This window comes from Paenibacillus popilliae ATCC 14706, assembly GCF_000315235.1.
In the GTDB taxonomy this organism is placed as follows: Bacteria; Bacillota; Bacilli; order Paenibacillales; family Paenibacillaceae; genus Paenibacillus_B; species Paenibacillus_B popilliae.
In genome coordinates this window covers 96,489-116,653 of the sequence record NZ_BALG01000185.1, presented here as the reverse complement: position 1 = coordinate 116,653, position 20,165 = coordinate 96,489, and the positions used below count along the sequence as shown (strand labels likewise).

Here is a 20,165-nt window from a genome sequence, read left to right as displayed (position 1 = left end):
AAGTGGCCCAGAAGGCCACTTCTCGCACTTACGCAATATCTTTTGCTTATTTCGCATATTCTACCGCACGGGTCTCGCGGATTACCGTTACCTTGATATGACCCGGATAATCCAGCTCGCTCTCGATTTTCTTCGTAATCTCGCGAGCGAGTCGGTACGCTTCCGCATCGTCAATCTTATCCGGCTGGACCATGACGCGAACTTCGCGCCCAGCCTGGATGGCGTACGATTTCTCCACCCCTTCGAACGACTCGGTGATGTCTTCCAGCTTCTCCAGCCGCTTGATATAGGTTTCGAGCGTCTCACGACGCGCTCCCGGTCTGGCTGCAGACAGCGCATCCGCCGCTGCCACCAGCATTGCGATAACCGATGTCGCTTCACAATCCCCATGATGGGACGCGATGCTGTTAATGACTACAGGGTGTTCTTTATACTTTTTCGCCAACTCCACGCCAATCTCGACATGAGATCCTTCCACCTCGTGATCCAGTGCTTTCCCGATATCATGCAACAGCCCGGCACGGCGTGCCAAGGTTACATCTTCGCCCAGCTCTCCCGCCATCAAGCCGGTGAGATATGCCACTTCCATGGAATGCTTGAGCACATTCTGACCGTAGCTCGTACGGAACTTCAGACGTCCCAGAATCTTGATCAGATCCGGATGCAAGCCATGCACTCCGACCTCAAACGTCGCTTGTTCTCCGTATTCGCGAATCCGCTCGTCAACTTCCTTGCGGGACTTCTCCACCATTTCCTCGATTCGAGCCGGGTGGATACGCCCATCGGCGACCAGCTTCTCCAATGCCGTCCGCGCGACCTCCCGCCGTATCGGATCGAATCCGGACAGTATCACCGCTTCCGGCGTATCATCGATGATCAGATCGATGCCTGTCAGTGTCTCAAGCGCACGGATATTCCGGCCTTCGCGGCCAATAATCCGGCCCTTCATCTCTTCGTTCGGCAATGCCACGACAGAGACCGTCGTCTCTGCTACGTGATCGGCGGCGCAACGCTGGATAGCAAGCGTAATAATCTCGCGTGAGCGCTTGTCCGCTTCTTCGCGTGCCTGCTGCTCGATATCCTTGATCATCTGTGCGGTCTCGTGCCGTACCTCCTGCTCCACATTGGAGAGGATGATACTCCGAGCATCTTCCATCGTCAGATTCGAGATCCGTTCCAACTCCGCAGCTTGCTGCTGCAGCGTCCGTTCAACCTGCTGCCGGGTCTCTTCGATGCGCTTTTCTTTGGTAACGACTTGTTCTTCTTTGCGCTCCAACGACTCCAGCTTTTTATCCAATGACTCTTCTTTTTGTACAACGCGTCTTTCCAGACGTTGAACTTCATTTCGGCGATCGCGAATGTCTTTCTCTGCTTCGGTACGCAGTTTATGGATGTCGTCCTTCGCTTCGAGCACCGTTTCCTTCTTCAGTGCCTCCGCTTCCTTGCGCGCGCTGTCCATAATCTGCTCTGCGGCATGCTCGGCACTCGTTATCTTCGCTTCAGCAAGCGATTTGCGAATCAGGTACCCGATTCCAAACCCCAAGATCAATGCGGCCACAACGAGAGCGAGTGCGAGCCATATGTTCATCTCCATTGCCTCACCTCCCCGTTGGTTGCTCCAAGCACTGCTTGGGACAGGTTTCATTTGTTCAGTTGTTCACGTGTTTCATTACAAAATTCAGGTTCAGACACTGGACCGACGCATGAGCGCCGGCGAAGTGTACGCACGAAGGCGTGCGCCGCCCGAAAGCGGCCAATCGGAAATCATGAATATTGGCGAAATAAATCATGTAGAAATCAATTTCTGGAAGTGGAAACTGATTTCGCAATAATAAAGATACATAATTCATTTTATTATTCATGAAAAGATATTGTCAAGCAAATGACGGGAAGAGTAATTTCTTTGACCGAAGTCGCAAGCTTAGAAGTCTTCCTCCGCATCGGCCTCCTGCGCCGCCTCCCCGGCTGCGCGGCAGGCCAGATCTGTCGGATAGCCGCGCCGGAGCAAGAAGGCAATCACTTTTTGCTTCCGCATATGCGGATCGCCCTGCGTCTGGCGCCATTTCTTGGCGGCAGCGCGCTGCGCCCCGTCCCGCTCCTCCTCCGGGTCGATGGAAGTAAGGGCAGCAGCGATTTGGCGCTCCGGCACGCCCTTCTGCTTCAACTCCTGTTCAATGAAGCGTCGGCCCTTCGCATGCATCACCGTCCGCTCGTATGCCCACTGCTCGGCGTACGCCCGATCATCTACCAGGCGCTCGTCCTCCAGACGCGAGACGGCCTCCCACACGCTCTCTTCTTCATAGCCTTTCTGACTCAGATAGCGGATGATCTCCATCCTCGTTCTCGGCTTGCGCTGCAGATGGCGCAGCGCCTGCACATAGGCCTTGTTCCCCTCATCAGCCCGCAATATATCGTCAACCATATCGATAGCGATGTCCGCTCCTTTAAGAAGACGATACTTGATCATGACATCCTCATGCACGTTGAGAGACTCGCCGCTGTCGAAATGCAGGACATAGCGCCCGCGCTGGGTTCGATCCTGCTCCACCCGCATAATCGTTACGACGCATTCCTGCTTGCTCATCCGTCTACTCCTCCTGTTTGCGCCATCGGTCGGCAAAGCCATGATTCGTTGGCTTCGCGGCATCCTCGCATGAATTCGGGTTCCCCCGCATCCCTTTGTACATGGACATGACAAAACAAGCACCCTCACAGGAAGGCGCTTGTTCCAGAAACAGGCTTACGATTCCAGCTCCAGCACAAGAGCGTCCTCAGCCTCCTCAGCCTCATGCTCGGCATGGTTCCGGACCACCGTCGACAAATTGCTTGCTTCACGAACCTTGTTCTCGATCGTCAGAGCGAGCTCCGCATGTTCCTTCAGGAATTGCTTCGCATTCTCACGGCCTTGGCCCAGACGCTCGCCCTCGAACGAATACCAGGCCCCGCTCTTCTGGATGATGTCCAGCTCCGTGCCAATATCTACGATGCTTCCTTCACGGGAGATCCCTTCGCCGTACATAATATCGATGTCTGCCTGCTTGAATGGAGGCGCGACCTTGTTCTTCACTACCTTGATGCGTGTTCGGTTCCCGATCATGTCGGTACCCTGCTTGATTGTCTCGACCCGCCGGACATCCAGCCGGATCGTCGAGTAGAACTTCAATGCGCGGCCGCCTGGCGTCGTCTCCGGGTTGCCGAACATAACACCGACCTTCTCGCGCAGTTGGTTGATGAAGATAGCGATCGTCTTGGACTTGCTGATCGCCCCGGACAATTTGCGAAGCGCCTGGGACATGAGGCGGGCCTGCAGACCGACGTGAGAATCTCCCATCTCACCTTCTATCTCCGCCTTCGGAACGAGAGCCGCGACAGAGTCGATGACGATAATGTCTACCGCGCCGCTGCGCACGAGCGCCTCGGCAATCTCGAGCGCCTGCTCCCCTGTATCCGGCTGGGACAAAAGCAGCTCGTCGATGTTGACGCCAAGCTTGCTCGCGTAGGCAGGATCGAGCGCATGCTCCGCGTCGATGAACGCAGCTTGTCCGCCAACCCTCTGCACTTCAGCAATCGCGTGAAGCGCAACCGTCGTCTTACCGGAAGATTCCGGTCCATATACTTCGATAATTCGTCCCCTTGGCAATCCGCCGATTCCAAGAGCTATATCAAGTGCCAACGATCCACTCGGTACGATCTCAACCTGCATATGGTTGGACTCCCCAAGCTTCATGATCGAGCCTTTACCGAATTGTTTCTCGATTTGGCGTAATGCCATTTCTAAAGCAGCACGGCGATCTGACACATACTCACTTCCTTTGTTCCATTTGATACATCTATCATACCGTCTTTCGATCCGTTTGCCAAGCCTTTTTTCGAACATACATTCGTTTTTCTCGAAGGAATTTGGATTAAATTCCCACAAGAAGAACGGTATTAAGCTTCCCCCTTCCCTCTTTATGAAAAAAACCGCAGCAAAAGCGACTGGCGCCTTGCTACGGTACTTCCGTTAGTTCAATTGTAACGGCATCCGCCACAGCAGTCAAGCTTATCCATGCTGCCGCACACGGGTCCATAGCCGATACATGACCGCATTTACGGTTCTCAGCCGAATCGTCGATCGATCTCCTGTCAATCGAAGTTCCTCGACCTGTGTATCTCTCCCCTTCTCGGCGATGGCGATATAGACAAGGCCGACCGTCTTCCGTTCGGAATGGCCCGGTCCCGCGACGCCCGTAATCGCGATCGAGAAGTCGGTATCCGCGATTTCCTGCATTCCTTCCGCCATCGCCTTCGACGTCTCGGCACTGACCGCTCCAGGCGCCTGCTCTCCTTCAAGCAGCTCGTGCGGGACGCCGAGGATTCGCTCCTTCATCTCGTTCGAGTACGTGACAGCGCCTCCCTGGAACACATCCGAGCTTCCCGGAACGGACGTAATCATCCCGGCGAACAATCCGCCAGTGCAGCTCTCGGCCGCCGACAGCGTAAGCTTCCGCTCGCTCATCAGCTGAAGCAGCGCCTCTGGCAAGGAGATATCCTCCGCTGCGAACAGATGCTCTCCGATACGGCTCATTATCGCCAACTCCGTCTCTCCGAGTCGCTGTACTGCTTCCCGTTCATCCGCCGTCTTCGTCGCGAGACGGACCAGCACTTCGCCTTCCTTCGCATAGGTGGCGATCGTCGTATGCTCCTGTGTCTCAATCAGGTCTCGAAGCCTATCCTCCAGCTTCGACTCGCCGATTCCCGCGAACTTGAGCTTCCGCGTATGCAGCACCGACTCGTTCAGCAATCCGCTGCCGTCTAGCCACGGAATGACTTCCTGCTCGAACATCGGCTTCATCTCGCGCGGCGGTCCCGGCAGCAAGATAAAGGCCGTGCCGTCCGTCAGCAGCGCGTTGCCGAGCGCAAGCCCCGTCTCATTCGGCAGAATCGTGGCGCCCTCGATTACCATCGCCTGGCGCTTATTGCTCTCCACCATAGGCGTTCCCCGGCGGGAGAACATTTCCTCCAGCTTGGTCACCGACGCTTCGTCCAAGCAGGTCTCGCGTTCCAGTATCTCAGCCACGATATCCTTCGTAATATCATCCATCGTCGGCCCGAGGCCGCCTGTCAAAATAACGAGCCCCGAGCGGGTTCTCGCTATCTCCAGCACATGGCGAAGCCGATGCGGATTATCTCCCACAACCGTCTGAAAATAAACATCGATGCCAAGCAGCGCCAATTGCTGCGAAATAAACTGCGCATTCGTGTTTACGATTTCGCCAAGCAGCAGCTCCGTACCTACGGCAATGATTTCCGCATTCATCCCACATCATCCCTTTTTTGTTCAACATAAGTGCACATTCGAATCATACCGTACGCTTTCCAAGTAAAAATAGGCCTTTTTCCATACGGGTCCAGACGGGAAAAAGCGCCTATTGTCCTGCAGACAGGCTGCTACGAGTAATGAAGCACATTTTTATTTTTGACAAAATAATCAATACCCGAATAGATCGTAATGATGGCAGCGATCCAGGTAGAAATCACGTCGAACGGAATACCCACCAGAACAAACGGAAAGTTGTTCAGCAGCATCGCGATGATGGCGGTAATTTGGGTGGCCGTTTTCCATTTCCCCCACTTGCTCGCGGCCATGACCGTTCCTTCCAGCAGCGCTACCTGACGAAGCCCCGTGACGGCGAACTCGCGGCTAATGATGACGATCGCGATCAAAGCGTCGCATTTTCCCATCTCAACCAGCGAGATGAGCACGGCAGCCACCAGCAGCTTGTCTGCCAACGGATCAAGCAACTTACCCAGGTTCGTCACCATTTTGCGCTTGCGGGCGATATACCCGTCCACACCATCGGTGCTGGCCGCAATAATGAAGATAAGGGCAGCAATAATTTGATTGTACGTAATATAGAAGTCTTCTATCTGAATCGGCGGCAAATAATCAAAATTCACCAGCAAGAAGAACATCATGATCGGCACAAGAAATATGCGAGTTAACGTGATCTTGTTCGCCAGATTCACAAGACACCCTCCCCGGCCAAATCAAATTCGAGTGCATGCGTAATATTGACCTTAGCGATCTCCCCGATGCTCCATTTGCAGTTCGAGATGAACACCTCACCGTCAATCTCCGGCGCATCGTACTGCGAACGTCCGATATATACGTCACTACGACCGTCATAACGCTCAACCAGCACGTCCAGCGTACGGCCAATATGGCGCTCGTTCACGTTCTTCGATACTTCGCGCTGGATCTCCATCAGCGTATTCGCGCGCCATTCCTTCACTTCACCCGACACATGATCCGGAAGGCGCGTTGCCGCCGTACCTTCTTCCGGCGAATACGAGAAGACGCCGAGACGATCGAACTTCATCTCGCGTACGAAGGAAGCCAAATTTTCAAAATCTTCGTCCGTCTCGCCCGGAAAACCAACGATAATCGAGGTGCGGAGGGCCACTTCCGGAATCCCCGCCCGGATTTTGCGTACCAGCTCGCGGGAATCGCACTGACGGCCTGGCCGGCGCATCCGCTTGAGAATCGTGTCTTCGCTATGCTGCAGCGGCATATCAACATATTTGCAGATCTTCGGATTCGTGGCGATCGTGTCGATTAGCTCTTCCGTGAAAAATCCCGGATACGCATAATGCAGACGAACCCACTCGACGCCAGGCACTTCGCTTACTTTGTTCATTAATGCCGGCAGCTTGAAGCCGTCATACAGATCGATCCCGTAGTTAGTGGAGTCCTGGGCGATCAGGCTGATCTCCTTCACGCCTTGCTCCGCAAGCTGCTTCACCTCGGTCAGAATCGATTCCATCGAGCGGCTGCGGAATTTGCCCCGCATCATCGGAATGCTGCAGAAGGTACAATTGTTATCGCAGCCCTCCGCGATTTTGACATAAGCGGTGTAACGCGGCGTCGCGACTTTGCGCGGCAAGATCTGTTCATAGTTGAATACCGGATTGCCAACGCGGACCGGCTTCTTGCCTTGAAGCGCTTCGGCGACGATCTCGTTAATTTTGTGGAAGTCCCCCGTGCCGACGATGCCGTCGATCTCTGGCATTTCTTCCAACAGTTGCTCCTTGTATCGCTGCGTCAGACATCCGGAGACGATGAGCGCCTTCAGGCGGGCGGTCTCCTTCAAGTCTGCCAGTTCCAAAATCGTATTGACCGATTCTTCCTTCGCTGCATCGATGAACCCGCAAGTATTAACAATAATGACGGTTGCATCCTCCGCGTTCTCTACCAACTCATGCCCGTACTGATCCATTATTCCGGACATCATCTCGGAATCCACCAAGTTCTTGTCGCAGCCCAGCGTTACGATTTTGATTTGTTCTGTCATGTATACATCCCCCAACCATCTGCAGCAGCAATATTAAAGGCCGTAATAAAGGCTCTTTGAATAACCAATGAATTCAAATCACGGTTCAAAAACGATGATAGATGTTACGTATCCCTATAACCTATCCATCTACATTTATTCTAGGAATAAGCAACGATATTTAAACGCCTTTTCTATCTCATCAGTATAATACACGGTTCATTTCTCGTCAAAAAACAGGAGAAGCCCAGCACAGCATCTCTCCTATGGATGCGAGTTATTCAAATGTGGATTGCATTTAGATAAATCTCGTTATACTTATGCTGCGCCAAAATTGTTCAATGCCGATATCGGCAGTTGCACGGCCTTTGCCATCCATACTCCATCCATACTGATTGCCAGTCTACAATGTAACGTGAGTACCAGTCTATAATAGCGTATAAATCATCCAGCGCCTTACGGTATTTTCATAAATCGAATCGTTCTCCCAATTCATAATTGAAGCAATCGTTCGATAGCCCATGAACGGATGCTTAGTATAGAGCTTATCAATATCCGGTGCACTCATCAAAAACATTATCGTGTCGAACTTCTATGTGCGCGCATTAAAGGGCGCAACACTTTTTGCACCCCCCGAGGGTAACTATGTAATTCATCGCGTTGCACTACACCAAAAACGGCGAATCCTATCACAAACAAAACCGTAGTTAACAATGTTACTAGACTAATCGTTATCAGGTAGGCTAACTTAACTGACATGATGGTAACTAGCTGTTCACCTAGCCTCTCTACAAAAAGACCAAAGCCACTAGTTAATGCGACGGTCAATAGAAAACCAGGCCAACGAGTACCAAACACCTCAAAAGGAACTATTTTTTTCATAACACGCAAATTAAGCCATGTAATGATAAGAAAACTTACCGCTGTCCCGCCGATGATACCATAAATATTAAAAAAGGGAAAAAGACAAAAACTTGCCCCCAATTTAATGATAATACCAATTGTAACACTAATCATAGGGATATAGGGTTTACCTAAACCGAGTAAAATAGAACTGGTTATCATCATCGTAATTTGAAAAATCGTTCCAAATGTAGCCATGGCTACAATCCCAGAACCATCTGGCGTACTAAATAAAAAACCGTTTACAGAATATGCACCGACTGTCAATGCAATTACAATCGGCATACCACTTAATAAAGAGATCCTCATACCTAGAGAAATTTGTTGTTTTAAATGACTAATATCTTGCTTAGCAAATGCTTCGGAAATAATAGGAATAATAGACATACATAGTGCGGTAGCCAAAATAGGTGGAATTCCAGCTATGGATTGGCTACGATACGTTAAAATAGAGGACAATTGTTGGGCACTTAATAAATCAACCTGTAATGAAAGCAACTGGGTAGTAATAGAGACATCAATAAAATTAGTGGCTGGAACAGCCAATGATGCAATTACGGTAGGTACAGATAATTTAAATATAGAACGAAATACATTATTTAGCGGAACCTTTCTCACACCTGTACGACGCGAATGGGTCCCAATTTTACGATCGAGTTGACGGAACTTACGAATATAATAGACCATTATTATAAATGCACCAATGCTCCCAAAAACACCACCAAAAGATGCACCTGCCGCTATCCATTTTTGAGAAGCACCATTTTTCAAAAATAATAAGGCAAGGCAAATCGCAAATAATACTCTTACTATTTGCTCCGTTATTTGGGATACCGCACTAGCTTGCATCCTATTTTTACCTTGCATATAACCTCTCATCATAGCTAGTACAGGAAACAGGAGTAATGCTGGAGCAAGCGCGCGTATGGCTAAAGCCGCGTCTGGAATTTTAATCATTGACGCATACAGAGGGGCAAATATAAAAATAAAAGATGCACAGATAAAACCAGATAATATGCCAAATATGAGCGTTGCATAATACAACCGTTCAGCTTCACGCACTTTATTTAATGCATCGTACTCAGAAACCATTTTACTCAACGTACTTGGAACACCGGCCGTTGCTACTGCTAGAAACATTAAATATACCGATTGTGACGCCACAAAAAACGAACGCCCTACGGAATCCAGCATATAATCAAGTGGTACACGCTGAAATAAGCCAAGCATGCGCGTTACTAACGATGCTGCAACGAAAATAAACGTACCTTTGACAAATGATTTTTTTTTCGACATAAACCTTCTCTCCTACTTGAAATATATCCAATACTAGTATATCATGGTCCCATAGGATATTATATCCTATAATCAATTTAGGAGGTAACTAAAATGAAAAAGTACTGTTCAATCTTACTGGCATCACTTATGCTTCTTACTTATGTACCCCTCGTTTCTGCACAAGAAACAATTAAGGAAGCCGAAAAGGTTAGTATCTTAGACTCCTCTGAATCTAAAATACGTGAAAAAAGAGGTTGGGAGTATGAACTCGGCCAGCAACTTTCCGAAGCAATATGGAATTATAGAATTTCTAGGGACAAATTGGATGAAGAACGAGCACAACAAAGTAAATCGTTAAGTAACTTTGCTGATGACACCATATATATTGCTTAGCAAATGCTTCGGAAATAGTAGGAATAAGGATTTTGTTACCACCCTCAGCTCCAAACTGTAATGCTCCCTGTGTGAAATATATGGCAGAATTTGAAAGATGAGTTAGAAGCCCTCATAGAAAAAGTGAGGGCTTTTTACATTTAAGACCCATAGAATGAACCTTCGATTAATGGGAATTCGTAAACTGCAAAGCCAATGGAATGTCGGCCTCTCTCAGCAGATGAATCATAATGTGCATGAACAACCTATCTCCAATATGTACAGCACAAAGGCACTCCTTTCGCTGGTCAGCATAAAGGAATGCCCGTGCCGTAAAACAGCATTTAGTAACGACTTCGTGAAGGCGCACGGAACATATCTAGCACGCCTAGCACAATATGTGCCAGCCCGAATCCCAAAATTCCGTAGCCCCATGCACTCGGAGTCAAGTAATAGCCCAATAAGCTGACGATGACGCCCAAGCCTGTGACGATCCAACTGACTGCCATGTTCGACACCTCACTTCCAGAGAGAGTAAACGTACGCCGCAGCATTAGTATCTTCTGTTCAGGTGCGATTATGCGATAGCGCATGCAGGCCGATCATCCATCTCTTCGAATGGGTTCTATTCAAGCCGGTCGATATTTATTGGCCCCCGGAAGCGCCGCCGCCCTCTGCCGCCAGCTTCTCTGCTTCTTCATAGGAGACGACCTTGACGATGACGTTGGCAGGGTTATTGGCGGAATTACCGTCATCTAGCATCTGGTCAAACACGGTAATGGACGTATTATCCGTTCTCCCGGATCGGAAATACAATCCCGCTTCGGGAATTTCGAAGGTCTGCTTGAAATCCGCATCAACGGTGCCCTCGAACAATATCTTGCCTTGGCCGTTGCCTTCCCGTACCGAGATCCAGCTTCGGCCCGTAGCGGCAATCTCGGCTTCCACCTTACCATCTTCCGGCGACGCGACGGCATATTCATATCCGTTCGCCGACGTGCGCTCAACGATAGGCTCCTTCTCCGGCTCTACCGGCGTCTCCGGCTCCTTGGCTCCGCTGACGCTGCCCGGGGACGGAGTCTGGGCGCCATGGCCCGGTGTTGCCTGCCCTGGAGTGGCGCTTATAATTCCGGAATTGTCAGATATCTGATTATCCGGCGTCTTATTGTTCACTGCATAAAAATAAAAAATCACAATGATTAGGGCCAAAAACGACCACATCAGTATCGTCGTCGCCCAACGCCCGAACTTATCCGAATGAACCGTACGGCGCTTCTTGCGAATCATTGGCTCTACCGGCGTCTCCACCTCCGGAGCGGGAATATCATTGCGATAAAATTGCAGGAGCTCATCCGGATTCAAGCTCACCGTCTCTGCGTACGTCTTAATGAAGGCGCGTACATAGAACGAGCCCGGCAGCACTTTGTAATCCCCTTCCTCTATCGCTTCCAGATAACGTTTGCGGATTTTGGTCGCTTCTTGAACGTCATCCAGCGTGAGGCCCTTTTCAAGCCTGGACTTTTTCAACAACTGCCCCAATTCTGACACATTTTCACCTCCTGCATAGAATCTCTCCCCGAATGGTGCTTTCATCCTATTTATATATCATAATAATTCGCCGTAAAAGACTCATATGTAATCTCTTCGTCGGGGCTGTTCCGCAGTTCAATGATATAATCAAAGAAATCATAATCGTAGCGGGTTTCCTTCACAAATATATCCGGATGCTCGATGACCTTCGTCGACGGCATCCCGAGTATTTCCTGCAGCAAGGCCGCATGGCGATCATTGGACCGTATAGTGCTTACGATGCCGTCAATAATGAAAATATTGTTGACATTCATTTCGTCCCCGGACATTTGGCTTCGCACCGTCTGGCGCAGAAGCGTCGATGAGACAAAGGACCAGCGCTTCATGGAGCAGACGCTTCCCGCAATGATGGACTCTGTCTTGCCGACCCGCGGCATTCCGCGCACGCCGATCACCTGATGGCCGTCGCGCTTGAATATTTCGCCAAGGAAATCAACGAGCAAGCCAAGCTCATCCCGGGTAAAGCGGAACGTCTTCCGATCATCCGAATCGCGCTCGATATAGCGGCCATGGCGCACGGCCAAAATATCTACCAGCCGGGGCTGCCGCAGCGCGGACACCGTAATGTTGTCTACCTTTCTCAACATCTTGCCCATTACTTCGATCTTCTCATCGTCATCGGTCTGAAGGAGCATACCTCTGGTCTTATCTTCCACCCCGTTAATCGTCAAAATGTTGACCTCCAGCATACCGAGCAGCGACGCGATGTCTCCCAGCAAGCCTGGGCGATTCTTATGTATTTTATATTCCATATACCACTGTTTATACTTCATGACACACCTCGTCCACGGTTACAATTCCGCCGTTCTCATTCTACAATACTCGGCACGCAAATTCCACCTGGATCCACCGAGCAAATAAGAAAAAGCGGTCACAAATTACCGCTTGGCGGACATATCCATTATAGCAGATTGTCAACTTATATGACATGTATTTCCGATCATATTTTTTTAAGATGAAAAGAAAGAAAGCTCTTGTACAGAACTTCCTTCCTTTATTCAACCGTACTTTTTAACTCTGGTGTTCCGCCAATTTGACCATTAGGCTCGCCAGCACCTTTTGCTCCTGTTCGGTGCCGACTTCCCACAATTCCTTCAGTGCCCGGTTTTCCTGACTTTGCGGGTCGACCTTCTCCTCTAGGAAAGAACCGATTTCATAGGCCAGGTTAGAGATGGTCTCTTCGCTCATGCCCATTCCTTTCGCCTGCTTGACGCGCTCCCCCAGAAACTTTTTCCATGTGTCGAAATTTTTCAGTACAGATGACATGAGTACGCCTCCTTGTTGGCTAATTATAATCATGCGTCAACAGTCGTAATATGGTCCTCCGGAGCATGAATTATGCATGGAGCAGGCTGGCTGCAGGGCGGGTTACGTCTGCCAGCCCCCATTCGGGCTGATGACTTGTCCGGTAATGTAGCTGGCTTCCGGCAAAGCCAAGAAATAGACTAGCGAGGCAATTTCGTCTGGCGTGCCTAACCGGCCTACTGGGATATCTTCCTCCAGAGCGTTCCGTTCCGACGTATCCAAATGCTTCATCATATCGGTATCCACGGCCCCGGGTGCGACGGCGTTCACGGTAACGCCGGACGGGGCCAGCTCCTTGGCTAATGATTTCGTGAAGGCATTGACGCCTCCCTTGGCGGTTGAATACATCACTTCGCATGAGGCACCCGTAATTCCCCATACCGAGGAGACGTTAATAATGCGGCCGTACTTTTGCGAGATCATATGCGGAGCGAATCGCCGGGTGCAGAGGAACATTCCCTTCAGATTGATATTCATGCACTCGTCCCATTCCTCCTCCGTCACATTGGTGAACAGACCGTAATAGGCAGTTCCCGCATTGTTCACCAAAATATCGGGCGTAAAGCCCAACTCGTCCAGCTTTGAATTCATGCGGTCGATCTGTTCGGCCGAACGAAGATCGGCGCAAATCGTAATGGCTTCACCGCCGTAGGCAAGACAGGTTCTCGCGACTTCGTTGGCAGCTTCATGCGAGTTCAAGTAATGGATGATAACCTTCATTCCGACGGAGGCGAACCTATGCGCAATCGCGGCGCCTATGCCACGGCTTGCTCCGGTAATGAGCACCGAGGTGTCTGCCAATGCTTTCATCTGTCATGCACTCCTTTGTTCCCGCCGACCGTTAATCAGAACAGAAGGCGCGCCCGTCTGGCACGCCCTCCTCCTTCACCTTCGAAGAGCAATGCCATTCGAAGGGTATTCATGCTTCAATCCGGCTTCTCGACGATCGAGATGGCCAGACGGTTCCAATCGAAATGATCCTGCAGCCGTTGGTGAATCTGTTCCAGTGTCAGCGATTCGTATACGGAAAGTATATCAAATAAATCCGCATCCCGGAACTTACACTTCGTGAATTCATTCGCAATGGTCTCTGGTGAATTCAGCATTCGCAAGTAGGCCCCGATCGCTTTGCTGCGGATGCGCTCGAAGGAAGCCGGCTCGAATCCCGTCGTCTTCGCGTCGTCCACCAGCTCGCGCACCCGCTCCACCAGACGGTCCGGATCCTTCGTCTCTCCTCCCATAATCGAGAAGGCATAATCCGGGCTGCAGTTGAACTCGCTCCCGAAGGAATCCGTCGTCAGTCCTTCTTCGTATAATATCTGGTTTAAGGCCGAGCTGGAGCCAAGGAGCAGATCCATCATGAGCCGCGTCGCGATTTCATATTCCAGCAGGGCACGACCGTTCAGACCCGGCTTCTGCTCCTTGCAACCGAAGTAGCAGCGCGGCAGCGAAACTGGAAGCTTCACTACTTTACGGGCTTCGGGTACCGTCTCGGGCTCGATGTCGAAAATACGTTCAATCTTGCCCTGAGGCTCGAACGATTTGCGGGCCTGGTTCTCGCGGATGAAAGCCATCATCCGTTCCGGATCGACGCCACCGACGATAAAGAGAAGCATATTGGTCGGGTGGTAGAACGTATGGTAGCATGTATACAGCGTATCCTTCGTTATCGTGCCAATCGATTCTACCGTGCCGGCGATATCGATATGCACAGGATGGACCTGATACATCGCTGCAATGAGCCCGAAGTAGACGCGCCAAGTTGGATTATCGCGGTACATATTGATCTCCTGGGCGATAATGCCCTTTTCCTTCTCCACATTTTCATCCGTAAAATAAGGACGCTGCACAAAATCGACAAGCGTTTGCACATTTTTCTCGATATTGCTCGTGGAAGAGAATAAATAGACCGTCCGATCGAATGTCGTGAACGCATTCGCCGAAGCTCCCTGCTCCGCGAAGGTGGCGAAGATGTCGCCTTCCGGCTCTTCGAACATTTTATGCTCCAGGAAATGGGCAATCCCGTCCGGAACCTTGACGGCATCCTGCCCCTCTACCCGAAAGTGATTGTCAATCGATCCGTATTTGGTAGAAAAGGACGCATACGTCTTTTGGAAGCCGGACTTCGGCAGGACATAGACGTCCAGACCATTGTCCATTCGCTCGTAATAGAGCGTTTCCTGTAGTTGGGAATAGCGGCGTTGTTCCATGCCTTATACCTCCTCCCGGTTGCGCAAAAAATAAATCGTGTCGACATGAAACGTCTCGGCGGCGGCCTGGATGGCCGTCGCTTCCATCTGCTCCGTGGCGGCGATCAGTTGCGATGTTGACCGTTCCTTGCCGGACAGCACGCGGTTGAAATCGAACCCGATCATTTCGAAGGCGGAATCCCCGATTTCCCGCAGTTGGTTGGCAATCATCGCCTTTGTCTGCTGCAGCTCCTTCTCGTCGATGCGTCCTGCCTTCATCGCTTCGATCTGCTCCATAATAATCTGCTTCGCTTTTTCATAGTTCTGGAATTCAATTCCTGATTGAATGGCGCAAATCCCTTTATGGCCATCCAGCCGCGACGATGTGTAGTAAGCGAGACTGTTCTTTTCCCTGACATGAATAAACAGCTTCGAATGCGGGTATCCGCCAAGCACGCCGTTGAACAGCAGGGCGGCAGGGTACGCGTCGTCGGCGTATGTTATCGTGGAGCGGAGACCGAGATTGAGCTTGCCCTGATTCACTTCCAGCTTCTCGACGACTGTGTTCGGTTCTCCTGTGCGCGGCACCGGAATCGAACGGGCATAAGGCGTCTCTCCGACGCGGTTGATGCGGAATGATTCCTTTACGAGCCGTTCGACCTCCTCCAGGCTCGTATCGCCGATGACATATACATCGATGGCCGAGTGCTGCAGCCATTTCTGGTAATGCCGGTACAGCGAACCGGCGTCGATGCCCTCCAGCTCGCGGCTGTTGCCCAACGCATGAAGACGGTATGGTTCCTCCTTGCACATTTCTTCGATGCAGCGCTCCGCGGCGTAACGAATTTTGTCATTAATGATCGCTTCAATTCGCTGCATCAGCGTTTCTTTTTCTTCCTTCACATATTTCGAGCGAAAGACGCCGTCTTGAATCACTGGTGCTGTTATGCATCCTCCTAAAAATTCAAATGCCTTCTCCAGCAAGGAATCGGCCGATTGCACAAAAGCGTCGTTGATGACATCCATTCGGAACTGCACAATCTGGTAATCGCCGCGTTTATAAATATCGAAGCCGAACCCAGCTCCATACAGTTCATCGAGTCTCTCACGGAACCGGATCGTCTCCGGGTACGCTGCTGTCCCCCGCCGCAGCACGAATGGCGTTAGCGCCAGCGGAGTCACGGTGTCTTCCTGCAGCAGCGCGCCCATGTAGACGGCGATCGCATAGGTCTTGAACCGCTTTGTCGGCAGGACGTGAATGCGAATCCCATTGGCCGTTCCTCGTTCGAACGTCGATTGCTTCTCCATGTACTTACCCCTTTTCTTCCGTGTACGATGCACGGCTGATGTCATGCATGTTATATTCGATTCGTACCCGATGTATACCTGTTTTACAGGAGCATGTCCTAAAAGAAATAGTGGGCCGCGAGATAAGCAGAAACACCTTCGTCCCCTTCAAGGACGGAAAGCGTTTCTGGTTGAACAACTTGCCAAGTATAGATGGGATCCCGTACTTGCTTATATTTGAACAAAAGAAGCAAACGGCCGATCAGACCATTGCTTCTTCGTCATGGATTACATACAGAAGATATGTTTTCCAATCGTCTTCACCTGCGGCCGTGTCCAAATCCATTTGGACGTCGCCGTCTCTGGATTGAAGTAATATAAGCACCCTCCCGAAGGATCCCAGCCATTCAAGGCATCCTGAACAGCCTGCCGGGCCCTTTCATTCGGCTCAAGCCAGATCTGTCCGTCGGCTACGGCAGTAAAGGCTCCCGGTTGGAAGATGACGCCGGATGAGGTATTCGGGAAGCTAGGGGATTTGACCCGATTCAAAATAACCGCAGCAACCGCCACCTGGCCTTCATACACCTCTCCCCGGGCTTCCCCGTAGACCGCATTGGCCATCAGCTTCAGATCGTTGTCCGATAACCCCATCGCATTCGAGCCGCTAATATTGCTTGGCTTGCCTCCGCTCGGCGCCGTCTTAGGCTTCCAGTTCTTTGTCGCCTTGACCAGCTTGTCTCTCGTTTTCGATCCGACAATGCCGTCCACCGTCATTCCGAATTCCGATTGGAACCATTTGACGGAGTTGCGAGTCTTGCTGCCGAAGCTGCCATCAACATTGCCGTAATAGAAGCCGAGAAATTTCAGGCGGCCCTGAAGCTCACTTACGTCTTGCCCCTGTGAACCGTACGTTAACATTGCACCGCTGAAGGTGGCCGCGTTTTCCGTCATATGCTTGTATTGGTAAGCGCCGAACAGAACGAATACCATACACATCGTAATCCAAATCATGTGTTTTCTCATGACCTAACGTCTACCTCTCTCTTGTGAATTTGACAGGATTGGCAACTTTATTATGAGAAAACCAGGCATGTTCTATTCACCCTGCCAGTTCGACGGTGCCGCAGGGGATTCCACATACGGAGTTGAGGGGATAACGCCTGTTGGCGAAGGAATGTGCTCTCGATTTTTCCAGCTGCAAAAAAAAGACGCCGTAGCGTCTTTTCATCAAAGCTTATCGAGTTGCCATCCGCCTTAAGAGGATAGCTTGCTCTGTTCAAATTGTTCCAGCGTCATGAGCACTTCGCGCGGGCGGCTTCCTTCATGCGGCCCGATAATTCCCTGCATTTGCATATAATCGATCAATCGGCTTGCGCGATTATAGCCGATGCGCATCCGCCGTTGCAGCAGCGAGGCCGATGCTTGCTGAGCCTCCAGCACAATCTGCAGCGCCTGGTTATACAATTCATCGACCGGTTCATCCGAAGCCATCCCATTCTCATCCAGCTCGGGAACAAGCTCTTCGTTGAATTCCGCTTCTCCCTGGCTGCTCACATACGCGACAACCGCCTCTACCTCCTGATCGGACAAGAAGGCGCCCTGAACGCGAACCGGCTTCGAAGCGCCTACCGGGAGGAACAGCATATCTCCCCGTCCAAGCAGCTTCTCTGCTCCGGCTGAATCGAGAATCGTTCGCGAATCAACTTGCGACGACACGCCGAAGGCAATCCGGGAAGGAATGTTCGCCTTGATAAGCCCTGTTATAACATCAACCGATGGCCGCTGGGTCGCGATGATGAGGTGGATCCCCGCTGCCCGCGCCATCTGGGCGAGACGGCAGATCGCATCCTCTACATCGTTCGCGGCGACCATCATCAGATCGGCCAGCTCGTCCACGATGACGACAATGTACGGCAGCAGCATATCCGGCTGCTCCGCCATCAACTTATTGTAGCCTTCAATATTGCGCGTTCCGGATTTGGAGAACAGCTCATAGCGCTTCTCCATCTCGACAACGATTTTTTTGAGAGCAAGCGACGCCCGCTTCGGATCGGTGACGACCGGAGCAAGCAAGTGCGGAATGCCGTTATAGACATTTAGCTCGACCATCTTCGGGTCGACCATAAGGAACTTGACCTCATCCGGCTTCGCCTTGTACAGAATGCTCGTAATAATGCCATTAATGCAGACCGATTTCCCCGAGCCGGTCGCGCCCGCGACGAGCAGATGGGGCATTCGCGCCAGATTGCCGACGATCGGCATACCGGAAATATCGCGGCCGAGGGAGATGGACAACCGGGAAGGCGCTTCGGTAAAGGTTGGCGTCTCCATCACTTCCCGCATCGTTACGACCGACACTTCATGATTCGGCACTTCAATGCCGATGGCCGATTTCCCCGGAATCGGCGCCTCCATACGAATATCCTTCGCCGCCAGGGCGAGTGCGATATCATCAGACAAGCTGACGATGCGGCTCACCTTGACGCCGATATCCGGCTGAATCTCGTAGCGCGTAACGGCAGGTCCCCGCACCACTTCCAATACTTTGGCGCGCACCCCGAAGCTCTCCAGCGTCGCCTCCAGCTTGCGTGCCGTCTGCATGAAGTCGGAATGCTCGCCGCCCTTGCCAGCGCTCTGCTGCTTGGCAAGAAGAGAGAAGGAAGGGAGCCGGTACGGCTTCGGCGGCTTCTTGACCGGTGCAGGCGGAGCTCCGGCTGCATCCGCTTCACCCCCGTCCAATCCCCCGTGTCCGGCATCCGTCGGCGCGGAATCGGAGGCAGTCTTCTCTTCCCCGCCCGAATGCTCGCCGCCCTGCGGGATGACACGCTTCATCTCTGAGATGCCATCTTCATCGGTTTGGTCATTCTGCCATCCGGCCGCATCCGATGCCTGCTGGGCGGTGAAATCGCGGAACAGCGGCGCGGCTTCCTTCGCTCCGTCAGCAGCAGCAGACGGTTCTTCCGTCTCCTGGTGCAACGAAACCGCGCCCGGAGCGTCAGCCATGAATACGGCCGGATCTTCGGCATATTCTTTGCCCTCCCTATCGGTTCGGCGCTCGCCGTCGAACAATTGAAAAAAGACAGGAACCTTTTTCCGCCGTGGAGGACCGTCCTCATCCTCTTCTTCCACCCGATCAGGAATTCGATCGCGCGAACGCTTCGCTTTCACGGCAGTCTGGCTATTGCTCTCCACTACCCTGCGTTCATTGAGCCGCGCTTTGCGCTTCTTGTACATCATGACGGTCCATTTCTTAATTTGGGTTCGTATTAAGCGCGCCATCTCGACATAGGACAACTGAGTCGCCAGCATAAAGCCGATGAACAGCAACACGATCATCAGCAGCTTCGCGCCCTGACAGCCAAACAGCACGAACAGGGCGCAATATAGCGCTGCCCCGACATATCCACCGCTTATATCCTTTTGCAGCATCGTACCGGTTGAGCCCGTGTCCGGAGACTGCAGCAATTCCACTTTCAATGCGTTATGTATGTCTTGAAAAATAATGGCTGCACGAACCTCCTCCGCACCAGGAAGTATTCGCTGCTCCACGGTATGGACTGTAGGTATCATCGTCAGAGCCAGTATGATGCAGAGCATCCCCGTTTTTCGCGGATTCCAGCCGGAAGGCCACTGGCGCTTAATCATCGCAGTAAGTCCGAAATATATGAACACGAGCGGGATAACAAAATAGAATTTCCCCAGCAGCATACCCGCGATTTTGGACAAAGAGCGGCCGAATGCCGCGCCGCCAGCAAGAGCAATTCCCGAACAGGTTATCAGCAAAATACCGTAGATTTCATATTTTAGACTCTTGCTGAAGGACGCCTTTTTTTTCTTCCTCCGTGGCAAGTACCTCACCTCCATCCATCCATCCATTATATCACAGAACAACCGTTCTTCCTATCGGGATGGAAGAGTCCTTGGGGCG

The 20,165-nt window shown here is 51.5% G+C and carries 17 protein-coding genes; 1 reads left to right on the top strand and 16 read right to left on the bottom strand.

Annotated elements, in window-relative coordinates:
* Positions 1 to 46 precede the first annotated feature (46 nt).
* The 7 genes from rny to PPOP_RS12455 all read right to left on the bottom strand — a co-directional run bounded on the left by rny (position 47) and on the right by PPOP_RS12455 (position 9,512).
* Positions 47 to 1,594 carry a ribonuclease Y gene (gene rny / locus PPOP_RS12485; protein WP_006286823.1) on the bottom strand — a complete coding sequence of 516 codons (1,548 nt, stop codon included), beginning with the start codon at positions 1,592 to 1,594 and terminating at the stop codon, positions 47 to 49.
* Positions 1,595 to 1,921: 327 nt separating this feature from the next.
* A complete protein-coding gene (locus tag PPOP_RS12480) occupies positions 1,922 to 2,584 on the bottom strand; it encodes a regulatory protein RecX (RefSeq protein ID WP_006286822.1) in 663 nt (220 codons plus the stop codon).
* 156 nt (positions 2,585 to 2,740) lie between these two features.
* Complete coding sequence (recA, locus tag PPOP_RS12475; RefSeq protein WP_006286820.1) at positions 2,741 to 3,799, bottom strand: recombinase RecA; 1,059 nt, start codon at positions 3,797 to 3,799, stop codon at positions 2,741 to 2,743.
* Positions 3,800 to 4,042: 243 nt separating this feature from the next.
* The gene (locus PPOP_RS12470) at positions 4,043 to 5,299 is read right to left on the bottom strand and encodes a competence/damage-inducible protein A (RefSeq protein ID WP_006286819.1); all 1,257 of its coding nucleotides are present in this window, start codon (positions 5,297 to 5,299) and stop codon (positions 4,043 to 4,045) included.
* Positions 5,300 to 5,430: 131 nt separating this feature from the next.
* Positions 5,431 to 6,009, bottom strand: a complete 579-nt coding sequence (gene pgsA, locus PPOP_RS12465; RefSeq protein WP_006286818.1) for a CDP-diacylglycerol--glycerol-3-phosphate 3-phosphatidyltransferase — start codon at positions 6,007 to 6,009, stop codon at positions 5,431 to 5,433.
* Positions 6,006 to 7,334 (bottom strand): 30S ribosomal protein S12 methylthiotransferase RimO, encoded by a 1,329-nt coding sequence (gene rimO, locus PPOP_RS12460; RefSeq protein WP_006286816.1) that lies wholly within the window; start codon positions 7,332 to 7,334, stop codon positions 6,006 to 6,008. The genes pgsA and rimO overlap by 4 nt, the downstream gene beginning before the upstream one ends.
* Positions 7,335 to 7,889: 555 nt before the next feature.
* Positions 7,890 to 9,512 (bottom strand): putative polysaccharide biosynthesis protein, encoded by a 1,623-nt coding sequence (locus tag PPOP_RS12455; RefSeq protein ID WP_006286815.1) that lies wholly within the window; start codon positions 9,510 to 9,512, stop codon positions 7,890 to 7,892.
* A gap of 93 nt (positions 9,513 to 9,605) precedes the next feature.
* On the opposite strand from PPOP_RS12455, the gene PPOP_RS12450 reads away from it, so the two are divergent.
* Positions 9,606 to 9,887 (top strand): hypothetical protein, encoded by a 282-nt coding sequence (locus PPOP_RS12450; protein ID WP_006286813.1) that lies wholly within the window; start codon positions 9,606 to 9,608, stop codon positions 9,885 to 9,887.
* Between the two features lie 323 nt (positions 9,888 to 10,210).
* On the opposite strand, the gene PPOP_RS23425 is transcribed toward PPOP_RS12450, so the two are convergent.
* From PPOP_RS23425 to PPOP_RS12410, 9 genes are all read right to left on the bottom strand, one after another.
* Positions 10,211 to 10,375, bottom strand: a complete 165-nt coding sequence (locus tag PPOP_RS23425) for a hypothetical protein (protein WP_006678365.1) — start codon at positions 10,373 to 10,375, stop codon at positions 10,211 to 10,213.
* A gap of 136 nt (positions 10,376 to 10,511) precedes the next feature.
* The gene (locus PPOP_RS12445; protein ID WP_006286810.1) at positions 10,512 to 11,414 is read right to left on the bottom strand and encodes a helix-turn-helix domain-containing protein; all 903 of its coding nucleotides are present in this window, start codon (positions 11,412 to 11,414) and stop codon (positions 10,512 to 10,514) included.
* Positions 11,415 to 11,464: 50 nt separating this feature from the next.
* Entirely contained in the window at positions 11,465 to 12,229 is a 765-nt protein-coding gene (locus tag PPOP_RS12440) for a DUF3388 domain-containing protein (protein ID WP_006286809.1), read from the bottom strand.
* A 238-nt stretch (positions 12,230 to 12,467) separates the two neighbouring features.
* The gene (locus PPOP_RS12435; RefSeq protein ID WP_006286807.1) at positions 12,468 to 12,722 is read right to left on the bottom strand and encodes a DUF3243 domain-containing protein; all 255 of its coding nucleotides are present in this window, start codon (positions 12,720 to 12,722) and stop codon (positions 12,468 to 12,470) included.
* Positions 12,723 to 12,824: 102 nt separating this feature from the next.
* Positions 12,825 to 13,571: an elongation factor P 5-aminopentanone reductase gene (ymfI, locus tag PPOP_RS12430; protein WP_006286805.1), complete on the bottom strand. Its 747-nt coding sequence runs from the start codon at positions 13,569 to 13,571 to the stop codon at positions 12,825 to 12,827.
* A 116-nt stretch (positions 13,572 to 13,687) separates the two neighbouring features.
* On the bottom strand, positions 13,688 to 14,971 hold the full coding sequence (gene yfmH, locus PPOP_RS12425) for an EF-P 5-aminopentanol modification-associated protein YfmH (protein ID WP_006286804.1): 1,284 nt from the start codon (positions 14,969 to 14,971) through the stop codon (positions 13,688 to 13,690).
* 3 nt (positions 14,972 to 14,974) lie between these two features.
* On the bottom strand, positions 14,975 to 16,258 hold the full coding sequence (gene yfmF, locus PPOP_RS12420; protein WP_006286803.1) for an EF-P 5-aminopentanol modification-associated protein YfmF: 1,284 nt from the start codon (positions 16,256 to 16,258) through the stop codon (positions 14,975 to 14,977).
* A gap of 267 nt (positions 16,259 to 16,525) precedes the next feature.
* Positions 16,526 to 17,260, bottom strand: coding sequence for a spore cortex-lytic enzyme (gene sleB / locus PPOP_RS12415; RefSeq protein WP_042228682.1), 735 nt, complete (start codon positions 17,258 to 17,260; stop codon positions 16,526 to 16,528).
* A gap of 231 nt (positions 17,261 to 17,491) precedes the next feature.
* Positions 17,492 to 20,086: an FtsK/SpoIIIE family DNA translocase gene (locus PPOP_RS12410; protein ID WP_006286801.1), complete on the bottom strand. Its 2,595-nt coding sequence runs from the start codon at positions 20,084 to 20,086 to the stop codon at positions 17,492 to 17,494.
* Between the last annotated feature and the right edge of the window lie 79 nt (positions 20,087 to 20,165).

What these genes read in the sequence shown, in the direction of transcription:
- rny (WP_006286823.1), bottom strand. Translation starts at nt 1,594, where the DNA reads ATGGAGATGAACATATGGCTCGCACTCGCTCTCGTTGTGGCCGCATTG.
- PPOP_RS12480 (WP_006286822.1), bottom strand. Translation starts at nt 2,584, where the DNA reads ATGAGCAAGCAGGAATGCGTCGTAACGATTATGCGGGTGGAGCAGGAT.
- PPOP_RS12470 (WP_006286819.1), bottom strand. Translation starts at nt 5,299, where the DNA reads ATGAATGCGGAAATCATTGCCGTAGGTACGGAGCTGCTGCTTGGCGAA.
- rimO (WP_006286816.1), bottom strand. Translation starts at nt 7,334, where the DNA reads ATGACAGAACAAATCAAAATCGTAACGCTGGGCTGCGACAAGAACTTG.
- PPOP_RS12455 (WP_006286815.1), bottom strand. Translation starts at nt 9,512, where the DNA reads ATGTCGAAAAAAAAATCATTTGTCAAAGGTACGTTTATTTTCGTTGCA.
- PPOP_RS12450 (WP_006286813.1), top strand. Translation starts at nt 9,606, where the DNA reads ATGAAAAAGTACTGTTCAATCTTACTGGCATCACTTATGCTTCTTACT.
- PPOP_RS23425 (WP_006678365.1), bottom strand. Translation starts at nt 10,375, where the DNA reads ATGGCAGTCAGTTGGATCGTCACAGGCTTGGGCGTCATCGTCAGCTTA.
- PPOP_RS12440 (WP_006286809.1), bottom strand. Translation starts at nt 12,229, where the DNA reads ATGAAGTATAAACAGTGGTATATGGAATATAAAATACATAAGAATCGC.
- PPOP_RS12435 (WP_006286807.1), bottom strand. Translation starts at nt 12,722, where the DNA reads ATGTCATCTGTACTGAAAAATTTCGACACATGGAAAAAGTTTCTGGGG.
- ymfI (WP_006286805.1), bottom strand. Translation starts at nt 13,571, where the DNA reads ATGAAAGCATTGGCAGACACCTCGGTGCTCATTACCGGAGCAAGCCGT.
- yfmH (WP_006286804.1), bottom strand. Translation starts at nt 14,971, where the DNA reads ATGGAACAACGCCGCTATTCCCAACTACAGGAAACGCTCTATTACGAG.
- yfmF (WP_006286803.1), bottom strand. Translation starts at nt 16,258, where the DNA reads ATGGAGAAGCAATCGACGTTCGAACGAGGAACGGCCAATGGGATTCGC.
- sleB (WP_042228682.1), bottom strand. Translation starts at nt 17,260, where the DNA reads ATGAGAAAACACATGATTTGGATTACGATGTGTATGGTATTCGTTCTG.